The organism is Achromobacter sp. E1 (genome assembly GCF_037039475.1).
GTDB lineage: Bacteria > Pseudomonadota > Gammaproteobacteria > Burkholderiales > Burkholderiaceae_B > Achromobacter > Achromobacter mucicolens.
Genome location: NZ_CP146253.1, coordinates 4,358,180 through 4,370,532 on the forward strand (window position 1 = coordinate 4,358,180; position 12,353 = coordinate 4,370,532).

General features: G+C 63.6%; 12 protein-coding genes. 6 read left to right on the forward strand and 6 right to left on the reverse strand.

What is annotated here, in order from left to right; genetic code table 11:
* Positions 1-24 precede the first annotated feature (24 nt).
* The 3 genes from V6V88_RS20235 to V6V88_RS20245 are packed head-to-tail and all read right to left on the reverse strand — an operon-like array spanning position 25 to position 2,644.
* Entirely contained in the window at positions 25-828 is an 804-nt protein-coding gene (locus tag V6V88_RS20235) for a shikimate dehydrogenase (protein WP_338616114.1), read from the reverse strand.
* A 13-nt stretch (positions 829-841) separates the two neighbouring features.
* Positions 842-1,828 (reverse strand): transketolase C-terminal domain-containing protein, encoded by a 987-nt coding sequence (locus V6V88_RS20240; RefSeq protein ID WP_338616115.1) that lies wholly within the window; start codon positions 1,826-1,828, stop codon positions 842-844.
* Positions 1,829-2,644, reverse strand: coding sequence for a transketolase (locus V6V88_RS20245; RefSeq protein WP_338616116.1), 816 nt, complete (start codon positions 2,642-2,644; stop codon positions 1,829-1,831). It abuts the gene before it with no gap.
* A 167-nt stretch (positions 2,645-2,811) separates the two neighbouring features.
* On the opposite strand from V6V88_RS20245, the gene V6V88_RS20250 reads away from it, so the two are divergent.
* Together V6V88_RS20250 and V6V88_RS20255 are read left to right on the forward strand one after the other, a co-directional pair.
* The gene (locus V6V88_RS20250) at positions 2,812-3,516 is read left to right on the forward strand and encodes a GntR family transcriptional regulator (protein WP_063953167.1); all 705 of its coding nucleotides are present in this window, start codon (positions 2,812-2,814) and stop codon (positions 3,514-3,516) included.
* 9 nt (positions 3,517-3,525) lie between these two features.
* Positions 3,526-4,596 (forward strand): glycerol dehydrogenase, encoded by a 1,071-nt coding sequence (locus tag V6V88_RS20255; protein WP_223576456.1) that lies wholly within the window; start codon positions 3,526-3,528, stop codon positions 4,594-4,596.
* A 57-nt stretch (positions 4,597-4,653) separates the two neighbouring features.
* Here the strand turns inward: V6V88_RS20255 and V6V88_RS20260 are convergent, their stop codons facing one another.
* Genes V6V88_RS20260 through V6V88_RS20270 form a run of 3 tightly spaced genes read right to left on the reverse strand, consistent with a single transcriptional unit; the run spans position 4,654 to position 7,320 of the window.
* Positions 4,654-5,589, reverse strand: coding sequence for a 3-keto-5-aminohexanoate cleavage protein (locus V6V88_RS20260; RefSeq protein ID WP_062841767.1), 936 nt, complete (start codon positions 5,587-5,589; stop codon positions 4,654-4,656).
* The gene (locus V6V88_RS20265) at positions 5,582-6,538 is read right to left on the reverse strand and encodes a 3-hydroxyacyl-CoA dehydrogenase (protein ID WP_223576457.1); all 957 of its coding nucleotides are present in this window, start codon (positions 6,536-6,538) and stop codon (positions 5,582-5,584) included. Before V6V88_RS20265 ends, V6V88_RS20260 begins: the two co-directional genes overlap by 8 nt.
* The gene (locus V6V88_RS20270; protein ID WP_223576458.1) at positions 6,538-7,320 is read right to left on the reverse strand and encodes an SDR family oxidoreductase; all 783 of its coding nucleotides are present in this window, start codon (positions 7,318-7,320) and stop codon (positions 6,538-6,540) included. Before V6V88_RS20270 ends, V6V88_RS20265 begins: the two co-directional genes overlap by 1 nt.
* Before the next feature lie 331 nt (positions 7,321-7,651).
* On the opposite strand from V6V88_RS20270, the gene V6V88_RS20275 reads away from it, so the two are divergent.
* The 4 genes from V6V88_RS20275 to V6V88_RS20290 all read left to right on the forward strand — a co-directional run bounded on the left by V6V88_RS20275 (position 7,652) and on the right by V6V88_RS20290 (position 12,353).
* A complete protein-coding gene (locus V6V88_RS20275) occupies positions 7,652-8,851 on the forward strand; it encodes an ABC transporter substrate-binding protein (protein ID WP_056326909.1) in 1,200 nt (399 codons plus the stop codon).
* Between the two features lie 134 nt (positions 8,852-8,985).
* The gene (locus V6V88_RS20280; RefSeq protein ID WP_062841764.1) at positions 8,986-9,852 is read left to right on the forward strand and encodes a branched-chain amino acid ABC transporter permease; all 867 of its coding nucleotides are present in this window, start codon (positions 8,986-8,988) and stop codon (positions 9,850-9,852) included.
* A 22-nt stretch (positions 9,853-9,874) separates the two neighbouring features.
* A complete protein-coding gene (locus V6V88_RS20285) occupies positions 9,875-11,656 on the forward strand; it encodes a branched-chain amino acid ABC transporter ATP-binding protein/permease (protein ID WP_338616117.1) in 1,782 nt (593 codons plus the stop codon).
* Positions 11,649-12,353: an ABC transporter ATP-binding protein gene (locus V6V88_RS20290; protein WP_223576459.1), complete on the forward strand. Its 705-nt coding sequence runs from the start codon at positions 11,649-11,651 to the stop codon at positions 12,351-12,353. Before V6V88_RS20285 ends, V6V88_RS20290 begins: the two co-directional genes overlap by 8 nt.

Genomic DNA, 12,353 nt, shown 5'->3' on the forward strand with positions numbered 1-12,353 from the left:
GGGTTCCGGATATGCGTCGCGCGCCTAGCGCGCGGCCGTCACGCCGAGCGTTTCCACCATCAGTTCGATCTGGCAGGCCAGCATCGGCGCGCCGTAATGGACCTTGCAGCCGCGCGCCTGCGCCGCGACGAGCAACGCGGTGTCCTTGGGCTGCATGATGACCTCGCAGACCAATTGATCCGGCGTCAAGCGGCTGGCGTCCAGCGGCAGCGGATCGCCTTCCTTCATGCCCAACGACGTGCCGTTGACGACCAGGTCGTGGCCGGACGGATCGGCATTGCCCACTGAGATCTGCGCGCCGGGATGCAGCGACAGGATGCGGGCCTTGAGGTCCTCGGCCTTGGCCGGCGTGCGGTTGGCGATGGTCAGGCGCGACACGCCAGCCTGCACGAGGGCAAAGCCGATCGCGTTGGCCGCGCCGCCCGCGCCGGCCAGATAGACGCTCTTGCCTTCCGGCGAGACGCCGCAACTGCGCAGACCGCGGACAAAACCTTCGCCGTCCAGCATATGGGCCACCAGACGCCCATCGGCCTCGCGCCGCAGAACGTTGGCCGCGCCGATCTTGCGCGCGACAGGCGTGGCTTCATCGGCCAATTCCAGGATGGCCGTCTTGTGCGGCACCGTGACGATCACGCCTCCCAGGTTTTCCAGCCGGCGCAGGCCTTCAACCACGGCAGCAAGGTTGTCCGGCCGCGCGTGAAACGGCACGCAAACCCCGTCATAGCCGATCTTGGCGAAATGCTCGTTCATGCGCTGCGGCGTCTTCACATGGTGAATGGGGTCGGCCAGGATGCCGAACAGGCGCGTGTTGCCGCTGATTTCCTTCATGGATGTCTCCGGATCAAAGCTTGATGAATTCCCGCGCGACGCCGGCAATGCCTTCGGCGTCGAGCTTGTAATAGGCGTACAGGGTGGTGGGCGGCGCAATGAGGCTGTATTCGTCATAGATGCCATGACGGCGCAGCCGGGTACCGGTGCCTGCGTCGGCCAGCACCTCGGCGACCGCCGAACCGAGGCCGCCCAGCACATTGTGCTCTTCGACCGTCATCATCAGCCGGGATTGGCCCGCAGCCTTCAGGATGGCGTCGCGGTCCAGCGGCTTGATCGTGGGCATGTCGATCACGCCTACCGACATGCCCTCTTCACGCAACTGCCGGGCGGCGGCCAGCGCGCCGTGCAGCGTGATGCCGCACGCGATCAGCGTCAGGTCGCTACCAACATCGTGGACAATCGCCCGGCCAAACTCGAACGGCGTGCCGTCTTCATAGACCTGCGGATCGCGTCCGCGTCCGATACGGAAGTAGATGGGCTCGGGCCAGTCCGCGGACGCCTTGATGGCGGACGCAAGTTGCGGCCCGTCGGCAGGCGACACCACCGTCAGTCCCGCGAGCGCGCGCATGGTGGAGATGTCTTCGGTGGCATGGTGGGACGTGCCATAGAAGCCCAGGCTGATTCCGGTGTGATGGCCTATCAGGCGCACCGGCAGCCGCGTGTAGGCGACATCCATCCGGATCTGCTCGCAGCACAACAGGCCGAGGAACGAGGCAAAGGTGGCGACGAACGGCATCATGCCGGTCGTCGCAAGCCCGGCCGCCGCCGACACCATGTTCTGCTCGGAGATGCCGAACTGCACATAGCGATCGGGGTAGGCCTGGGCGAAACGGTTCAAGCCGTTCGAGTACTGCAGGTCGGCCGACCCGGCCACGACCGGATGCCCCGCCTTCGCCAGATCGATCAGCGCATCAGAGAGATAAGACAGCCCGGGGTTCACCGCATTGAGGGCGCGGTACTGCCAGGAATCGGGAGAGAGGACTTGTGCCTGTGCCATTCAGATCTCGCGGGAGAGGATTTCTTCGACAGCGCTTTGCGCATCTTGAGGAGCCAGGTAGCCCAGGTGCCAGCCCGGTTCGGTTTCCATGTAGGACACGCCCTTGCCCTTGACGGTGCGGGCGATCACGCAGGCCGGCCGGGCGCGCGAGTCGTCGTCGCGCAGACGGCGCAGCAACGCCGTCAGTTCGGCAAGATTGTGGCCGTCGACCTCGTGGACCTCCCAGCCGAATGCCTGCCATTTCTCCTTTAGCGATTCCACGCCCATGACGTCGTCGACCTTGCCGTCGAGCTGGTAGCCGTTGCGATCGACGATGGCGATCAGGCGGGACAAGCGATTGTGCGCCGCGAAGAGCGCGGCTTCCCAGACCTGCCCTTCCTGCATTTCGCCATCCCCGAGCATCACGAACACGTTGAAGTCGCGTGCGTTCATGCGCCCGCCCACCGCCATGCCCACGCCGTTGGACAGGGCGTGGCCGATGGAACCGGAGCTGAAGTCCACGCCGGGCACCTTGCTCATGTCGGGGTGATCGCCCAGGGGACTGCCCAGCCGCGTGTAGCCGTCGAGCAGCTCACGGTCGATGAAGCCCAGATCGGCCAGTACCGGGAACAAGCCCACCGCGGCGTGGCCCTTGCCCATGAGGAAACGATCACGATCCGGCCATTGCGGCTCGCCATGCCGCAGGCGCATCACATCGTAGTAAAGCGCCGCGAATATCTCGGCGCACGAGAACACGGAGCTGTAATGACCGACCTTGGCAATTTCAATGAGGCGGATCGTCTCAAGCCTGATATGGCGGGCCTTTTCCCGCAGCATCGCGATTTCCCCCGCGGTAGGGGTCCCCTGCTCCTTGCGCATCGCGCCTCCTCGTGTTGTACGGATATATGATATATAATATACTCATTGCGCTCGAATTGGCTACGCCGGGCTAGAATCGCTCCTGGGTTCGTCCCGCATCCCCTATACAGCAAGCCAGAAACGCCATGCCCAGCCTCAAACCGGTAAAAAAAGAGAACCTTTCCGTCAGGGTCTACAACGAAATCCGCAATGCCCTGATCAATGGGCAGTACGAACCTGGCGAGCGCCTGATCATTGGCGAACTGGCGCAGGAAATGGGCGTGTCCATCACGCCGGTTCGCGAAGCCATCTTCCGGCTCATCAGCGAGCAAGGCCTGGAGATGCAGGCGGCCACCGCGGTGTATGTTCCGTACGTCAACTCGGAAAAGCTGCGCGAGATCCAGCAGATCCGCTTTCACCTGGAAGGCATGGGCGCCGCCGAAGCCGCGCAGCACATCACGCGCAAGCAGCTCGACAACCTGATCGCGCTGCAGCGCGATTTCATCTCGTGCACCTCCACCGATCCCAAACGCGCCAGCTACCTGAACCGCAAGTTCCACTTCGCCATCCTGGAAGCCAGCAACAAGCCCATCCTGCGCAACACGGTCGAGTCGTTCTGGGTCATCACCGGCCCCATCCTCAAGGTGTTTCACGTCAAGACGGCGGGGCTGGATTACTCGCAGAACGAACACCGCCACGAGGCCGTGATCGAGGCCCTTGAGGCGCGCGATTCGGAAGCGGCGCGGGAAGCGATTCAGGCCGACCTGGTATGGGGCGGAAAGATCATGATCGACTGGCTGGTCGAACGGGAAAAAGAACTCGACTACCGCCCCCCCGGGGCCCGCAAATAGGAAGACGCCATGCTGAAGATTTTTGGAGCGCCCAGCCGCTACATCCAGGGATCGGGCGCCCTGGAAACGTTGGGACAATATGCGGCGCTGTTCGGAAGACGCGCCGCGCTCGTCATCGACAGCTATGTCCATGGCGTGCTGGGTCCAAGAATCGAGGCGTTGTGCGCCGGGCACGGCGTGACGCTTGTGCCGCTGATCGTGGAAGGCGACCTGACGCCCGAGGTCATTGACGGCTTGCGCGCCCAGGCCGCGCCCGCGGGCATCGACATGGTCATTGCGGTGGGCGGCGGCAAGTCGCTGGATGCGGGCAAGGCCGTTGCGAAGTCGTCCCACTGTCACCTGATCACCGTTCCCACGGTGGCGTCCAACGACGCGCCCACCAGCAAGAACTACGTGCTTTACGACGCGCATCACAATCTCCTTGCCGTCGAGCACATGCTGTTCAATCCCACCATCGTGCTGGTCGACACCGCGATCATCGCGACCGCGCCGGTGCATTTCTTTCGCGCCGGATTGGGCGATGCGATTTCCAAGAAGTTCGAAGCCGAGCAATGCCAGCGCAATGGCGGCAAGAACATGTATGACGCGGCGCCGCTGCTCACGGCCCAGCTCATTGCGGATGGCTGCCTGCGCACGCTGATGGCGGACGGCGCTGACGCCGTGGCCGTGGCGGGAACCGGCCAGCCCACGCCCGCGTTCGAGCGCGTGGTGGAAGCGATGATCCTCATGAGCGGTCTCGGTTTTGAAAGCGGCGGCCTGTCCATTGCCCACGCCCTGACGCGCGGACTGCCTAAGATCAACGGCATCGCGACGGCGCTGCATGGCCTGCAGGTCGCGGTGGGCCTGCTGGTGCAGCTGGACCTGGAAAACCGCGGCGATGGCATGCTGGCCGATCTGCAACAGTGGTACGCCCAGGTCGGCCTGCCGACCACGCTGCGCGAACTCGGCGCGCCCGGCCAGCCGACCGACGCGGAATTGACGTTGGCCGCGGACCTCAGCCTGAAAGCCAGGCATGCCGCCAACTTCGATCGCACGCTGGATGTGAGCACGCTGGCTGAGGCCTTGCGGCGCCACGCCTGATCGGGCTTAGCGCAAAAAGCGGGCGGCGCCGACCGCCGACCCGCGCCGCTTGCCCGGTCAGAACGCGACGTTGTCCTTTCCTTTCAATCCCAGCTTGGCCCGCGCCTCGTCCGGCGTGGCGACATCGAGGTTCAAGGCTTCGAGAATGCCGCGGATGCGTTCGACCTGAACGCGGTTGGATTCGGCCAGCTGACCCGGCCCGATCCACAGCGAATCCTCCAGCCCCACCCGCACGTTCGAGCCCATGGCCGCGCCGATGGTCGCCAGCGGCATCTGGTTGCGTCCGGCGCCCAGGATCGACCACTCGTAGTCGTTGCCAAACAGGCGGTCCGCCGTGCGCTTCATGTGCATCAGGTCTTCCGGATGCGGACCGATCCCGCCCAGAATGCCGAACACGGACTGGATGAAGGGCGGCGACTTGACCAGACCTCGGTCCACGAAATGGGCCAGGTTGTAGAGATGGCTGATGTCATAGCACTCGAATTCGAACCGCGTGCCGTTGGCATTGCCCAGCGTCAGAATGGATTCGATGTCCTGGTACGTGTTGCGAAAGATCAGCGAGCGGCTGTTTTCCAGATGCTCGCGCTCCCAGTCGTGTTTGAACTCCGAGAAGCGGTCCAGCATGGGAAAGAGACCGAAGTTCATGGAACCCATGTTCAACGACGCCAGTTCCGGCTGGAACGTGGTGGCGGGCCGCATGCGCTCTTCTACCGTCATGTGCGGGCTGCCGCCCGTGGTGATGTTGATGATGGCGTCGGTCTCGCGCTTGATGCGTTCCAGGAAGGGCTTGAACAGCGCCGGGTCCTGCGAAGGCTTGCCGGTCTGGGGATCGCGCGCATGCAGGTGCAGCACTGCAGCGCCGGCCTTGGCGGCGCCAATGGCGGCCTCGGCGATCTCGTCGGCCGTGACCGGCAGGTGCGGCGACATGCTGGGCGTGTGGATGGCGCCCGTCACAGCGCAGGTGATGACGACTTTCGATTTGGGCTTAGCCATTGTTGTCTCCGTTGCATTGTTTGTGACGCATGAGGCGCATCAGCTTTTCGTCACGCCAGAAGCGGCGTGCGGCAAGATCCTTTTCGGGCAGCAAGGCGCGCCGCTCGTCGGACAGTGAGTCGACCAGCGCGCCTTCCCAGGCCACGCAATCGCCTTGCGTGGCGCCGATGGACTGGTACAGGCCGCCGTAACGCCGGCAGTAATCCGCGATGCCGCCCGGCGCATTCAGATCGATGGTTTCAAAGGGGCCCATGAAGGACCAGCGCAGGCCAAGTCCGTCCTTGACCGTGGTGTCGATGTCTTGCGCGCTGGCGATGCCCTGGCTTGCAAGACGGAAGGCCTCTTGCAGCAACGCGCCTTGCAGGCGGTTCAGAATGAAACCTTCGATTTCGCGCCGCACAAGCACGGGCTTCTGGCCGATGCCCGTCATGATTTCGCGCGCACCCGCCAGCGCTTCAGGACTGGTCCAGGGCGCCGGACACAGTTCGACGACAGGGATCAGGTAAGGCGGATTGACCGGATGCGCCACGAGACACCGGCGCCTGCCCGCAAGATGCTCGGTGAACTGGCTTGCCGGGATGCTGGACGTGGAACTGCCGATGATGGCGTGCGGTTCGGCCAAGGCATCCAGTTCGGAAAAGAGCGCACGCTTGATCTCCACTTTTTCCGGTGAGTTCTCCTGGACGTAGCTGGCGCCGGCCAGGGCTTCCTGCAGGCTGGAAGACACCTGCACACGATCGACGATGGCGTCGGCGTCGTCCAGCAAGCCCTGCGCTTGCAGCACGCGCAGCTGCTGCAGGATCAGGGTGCGCGCCTCGGCGAGCATGGCGGCATTGACGTCGTGAAGCCGCACTTCCCAACCCATGCGCGCAAAGACAATGGCCCACCCCTGCCCGATCAATCCCGTTCCAATGATGGCGGCGCGCCGCACTGCGTTTTCCGTGCCCATCAGTAGAGCTTCTGCGTGAAGCCGTCCACCACGATGGCCTGCCCGGTGACGCTGCGGGCGGCTTCGCTGGCGTTGAACAGGACCATGTTGGCGATATCGCGCGCGGTGACCATGCGGCCAAGCACGGCCTGGTTTTCGTATTGGGCCGCGATCTCTTCGACGGGCCGGCCCAGTGTGCCGGCCTTGGCGGCGATCACCGCGCGAATGCGGGGGCCTTCGACCGCGCCGGGCAGAATGGCGTTGACGCGGATGTTATGGGGACCCAGTTCGATGGCGAGCGACTTGGTGAAACCGATCACCGCCCACTTGGACGCCGAATACACCGACCGGCCGGCGAACCCAAGATGCCCCGCCGCCGACGACAGATTGATCATCACGCCCGCCTTCGATTCCTTGAGCAGCGCAATGGCCTGGCGCGCGCACAGGAACTGGCCCGTGATGTTGACGGCAAGTGTGCGATCCCAGTCCGCCTTGGAAAGCGTTTCCACAAAGCCGGTGGGACCTGCGACGCCGGCGTTGTTGATCAGGATGTCCAGGCCGCCCAGCGTCTGGCGGACCGCCGCGAAGAGCTTTTCGACGCTGGCCTCGTCCGACACATCGGCATGGGCCACATGCACGCCAGGCAATTCGGCCGGCAAGGCTGCCAGCCGCGCTTCATTGACGTCGCACACGAACACGGTGGCGCCGGCATGATGAAAGACCTTGGCCATTTCCAGACCCAGTCCATCGGCGCCGGCCGTGATAAGCACTTTCTTGCCGTTGAAATCGACTTCCTCGAACATGCTCTTGTCTCCTCGGATCGTTCTTATGAGCGCGAATCATCATATACGATATATGATAAAACCGGCTATGCTGTGATCCGCCAAGCGACCCTCACCTCGTGCAAAAGGCGTGGTCCGCCAGGCGGAATCAAGTGTGGTTTTTTCTTGTATATCGGCCGCTGAGGCTTTATTCATGCGGTTTCAGGGAATTCCCTGATTCGGCATGCAGCGACCGCCACTAGAATCCAAGGCGAGGGTTTCACGCCCCGCCGGCACATATATCATATATAGCAAAAGACGGACGGACCTCAGGATCCAGTCCGCATCCCATACCGACAAAGGAGCGTAGACAGTGTTCAAGTTCAACAAAATTGTTTTGGCGCTGGGTGTGTGCGGCGCGCTGGCAAGCGGCACCGCAGCAGCCGACATGAAGGTAGGTGCCCTGTTCCCGTTCAGCGGCGCGCTTGCGCTGCTTGGACAGGAAAGCTATCGCGGACTGGAACTGGCCGTGAACGAGATCAACGCCGCGGGGGGAGTGAACGGCGAAAAGATCGAAATCATCAAGGCCGACGCCGTGGATCCCACGCAGGCCGTGTCGGAAACCAAGCGTCTGATCTCGGCCAACGTGGTCGGCGTCTTCGGCAGCTACGCGTCGGGCATTTCGTACGCCGCCTCGCCGGTGACCGAGCTGGCCGGCGTGCCTTACTTCGAGTTGGGTGCCACCGCGCACAAGATCACCACGCGCGGCTACAAGTACCTGTTCCGGAGCAATCCCAACACCGCGCTGTACGGCGTGTCGGTCGTGAATGCGCTGCACGAGACCATCGCGCCCGGCATGGGCCTGAACCCCAAGGACATCAAGATCGGCATCATCCACGAAGACGGCCCGTACGGGACCGACGTGGCGGCCACCGAAAAGAAGCGCGCGCAGGAACTTGGCTACAACGTCGTCGAAGTTCTGCCCTACTCGGCCAAAACCGTTGACCTGTCTTCGTTGATCTTGCGCCTGAAGGGCGCCAAGGCCGACGTGGTGCTGCAGACGGCCTACCAGAACGACGCCATCCTGTTCTTCAGCCAGGCGCGCGCGGCGGGCTTCAAGCCCAAAGTCGTGATCGGCGCGGGCGGCGGCTATTCGCTTGCCGACACCGCCAAGGCCGTGGGCGCCGACATGAACGGCGTGTTCGACCTGGACTTCCCGCAAGCGTCCATCAACCCGGCCGGCGCGCCGGGGCTGGACAAGTTCCTGAAGGCCTACAAGGACACGTACAAGAGCGATCCGCAATCCGGCCACAGCCTGACCAACTACGTCGGCGCCAAGGCCTTCTTTGAAGCGATCGGCAACGCCAAGTCCACGGACAAGGACAAGATCCGCGCCGCGGTGCTGGCCTACAAGAAGCCCGCGGGCCAGACGGCCAATGGCTGGGGGTTCGACTTCGGAGAAGACGGACAGAACAACGCGTCCACCTTCTACGTGATGCAGTGGCAGGACGGCAAGCTCGTCACCATCGGTCCTGACAACCTCGCTCTCGGCAAGCCCATCTTCAAGAAATAAAGCGCGATGCCAGCGGCCGGACGCCGGGGGCTTGCAGCCCCGGCGCGCGTCCGGCATTACCCGGGGTTCAAGCGCCCCGTCCCTGGACGCTGCGGGACGGGGACGGGGCGCCTCCCGCACTTAGAGGTTGCACAATGGAATTATTCATTCAACTGGTCATCAATGGCCTGTTGCTGGGCGGCGCATACACGATCATCAGCCTGGGGCTGACACTCATCTTCGGCGTCGTGCGCGTCGTGAACTTCGCGCACGGCGAGTTCCTGATGATCGGCATGTACATGGTCTATCTGATCGCGGCGCAGTTCGGCATTCACCCTTACGCCGGCCTGATTCCTGTCGCCGTGATCCTGTTCGCGCTGGGCGCGCTGACGCAGAAGGGCATCATCCAGCCGCTGCTGCACGCGGACCAGCACATCCAGATCTTCGCCACGGTGGGGGTATCCACCATCCTGCTGAACCTGGCGCTCGTGATTTTCGGGGCCAACGTCTACCGCGCGCCGGTGGAGCTGGGCACCAACGCGATCGAAGTCGGGCCGTTCTCGATGGTCACCGGCCAACTCGTCACCTTCGTCATCGGCCTGACCCTGGCCGTGCTGCTGCACCTGTTCATGCACCGAACCTATCTTGGCCGCGCGCTGCGCGCCGTGGCGCAGCACCGCTATGCCGCCACGCTGATGGGCGTGAACGTCAACAACGTGTACGCCATCGCCTTTGGCCTGGGCACCGCATTCGTAGGCATTGCTGCGGGCCTGCTGGCGCCGCAATATCCTGTGTTCCCGACGGTGGGCACGTACTTCGTTTTGACCGCGTTCGTCATCGTGGTGCTGGGCGGCCTGGGCAGCCTGTACGGCGCGGTCGCCGGCTCCATGATCATCGGCATCGTCGACACGCTGGCGGGCTTCTACATCGCGCCCGACCTGAAGGAAGTCGTCTATTTCGGGATCTTCCTCTTGATCCTTGTCCTGAAGCCGAACGGTCTGTTCGGTATCGGCACAGAGTGACCAGAACAACAAGGAGCAAGACGTGTTTCCCGACTTTCGACATCCCAAAGCCTACGTCAGCCTCATTCTGCTGATCACGATGTTCCTCGTGCCCGTCGTCATGGGCACACCCTTCTGGACCAACCTCTTTGTCCTGCTGTTCGTGTTTTCCGCGTTGTCGGTCGCCTGGAACATCGTGGGCGGCTATGCCGGCCAGTTGTCCCTTGGCCACGCGGTGTTCTATGGCATCGGCGGCTACACGGCCACCCTGCTGACGCAGAACTTCGGCATATCGCCGTGGATCGGCATGTTTGCGGGCGCGGCCATTTCCGCCGCCGTCGCCATCCTGATCAGCTATCCCACGCTGCGCCTGCGGGGTCCCTTCTTTGCGCTGGCGACCATCGCCATCCTGGAAGTGGTGCGCCTCCTGGTCATCCACGAGGAAAGCTGGACGGGCGGTTCCAGCGGCATCAGCCTGCCCTTGAACATCGGCTGGGCCTGGATCGTGTTCCGCGAGAAGATCAACTACGTCATCATCGCGTTCGGCCTGTTCGTGCTGGTGACCTGGGTCTCGTGGTACATCCGCAAGTCACGCATCGGGCATTACCTGATCGCAATCCGCGAACGCGAGGATGCGGCGCTGGCGGTTGGCATCCACACCGTGCGCGTCAAGATCATCGCCGCCGTCGTGTCGGCCGTGCTGACCAGCATCATCGGCACTTTCCACATCACCTATCTGACCTTCGTCGACCCCAGCTCCGCGTTCTCGCTTGAGCTGTCCATCCAGGTCGCGATGTTTGCGCTGATCGGCGGACTGGGAACCGTGTCCGGCCCCATTGCGGGCACCTTCCTGGTGCTGCCCATCGCGGAACTGGCGCGCGGCTGGCTCAGCAGCGTGGGCAACGGCATGCACGGGTTGATCTACGGCCTGATCCTGGTGGCGGTGGTGCTGACGATACCGCGCGGTCTGGCCGGCGCGTTCGGGCCCTTCATCGAGCGCATACTGGCGCGCCTGCCGTACCTGGGCACGCCCCCGGCCAAGCGCAAGCTCGCCGACGAGATCCGCATCCGCAACGCCACGCGCAGCGAGCAGCCCGTGCTGAAAGCGGAGGGCCTGTTCAAGAGCTTTGGCGGCCTGCGCGCCACCAACGACGTGTCGCTGACGCTCAACCAGCACGAGATCCTGGGCATGATCGGCCCCAACGGCGCCGGCAAGACCACGGTGTTCAACCTGCTGTCGGGCTTTCTGTCGCCGGACAAGGGCGACATCACGATGCGCGACGAGCAAGGCAACTGGGTCAGCTGCAAGACGCCCGACGCCTTTGCGCACAAGGGCTTGGGCCGCACGTTCCAGATCGCCAAACCGTTCACGGGTTTGACGGTGCTGGAGAACATCATGCTGGGCGCCTTCATTCACACGTCCGACCGCGACGAAGCCGAACAGATCGCGCTGAAGGTGGCCGAGCAGACCGACCTGGTGAAGTACTTGAACACCGAGGCGCGCAGCCTCACGGTGGGCGGCATGAAGCGGCTGGAGGTGGCGCGCGCGCTGGCGATCAAGCCGCGCATCCTGCTGCTGGATGAAGTGATGGCGGGCCTGAATCCCACGGACATCGAGAAATCGATCCAGATGATCCGGCGCATCCGCGATTCCGGCGTCTCCGTGCTGCTGATCGAGCACATGATGCAGGCGACGATGGCGCTGTCCGACCGCATCATCGTCCTGAACGAAGGCGGCGTCCTGGTCAGCGGCGCCCCGAAGGACGTGGTCGAGAATCCAGCCGTCATCGAAGCCTATCTGGGCAAGGAGTATCAGGATGCTTAAGGTGTCGAATCTGACGTCGGGCTATGGCAAGAGCCAGGTGCTCAACGGCCTGAATTTCGAGGTGCACGCGGGCGAGATCGTCACGCTGATTGGCGCCAATGGCGCGGGCAAGACCACCACGCTCAAAACGCTGTGCGGGGTAATCGCCGCCACGCAGGGCAAGGTGGAATTCGAAGGCCGGGATCTGACCAACCTCCAGCCCTACGACATCGTGGATGCCGGGATAACGATGATTCCCGAAGGGCGCCAGCTCTTTCCGCACTTTACGGTGCGCGACAACCTGCTGATGGGCTCGTACAAGCGGGCGGCCCGCCCGATCGTCGAGCGCAAGCTGGAGGAAGTGCTGCGCATCTTCCCGCGCGTGAAGGAACGGCTGAGCCAGTACGCCGGATCGCTGTCGGGCGGCGAACAGCAGATGGTCGCCATCGCGCGCGGCATGATGGCCGATCCGAAACTGCTGGTGTTCGACGAGCCGTCGCTGGGCCTGTCGCCGCTGCTGGTGCAGCAGATGTTCGACATCATCCGCGATGTCACCTCGCATGGCGTCACGGTGCTGCTGGTGGAGCAGAACGTGTTTCGCACGCTGCGCCTGGCCGATCGCGGCTACGTGCTTGAGAACGGCGCGATCGTGCGCACGGGCTCCGGCGCCGAGCTGCTCAGCGATCCCCACGTCAAGAAGGCCTATCTGGGCCACTGA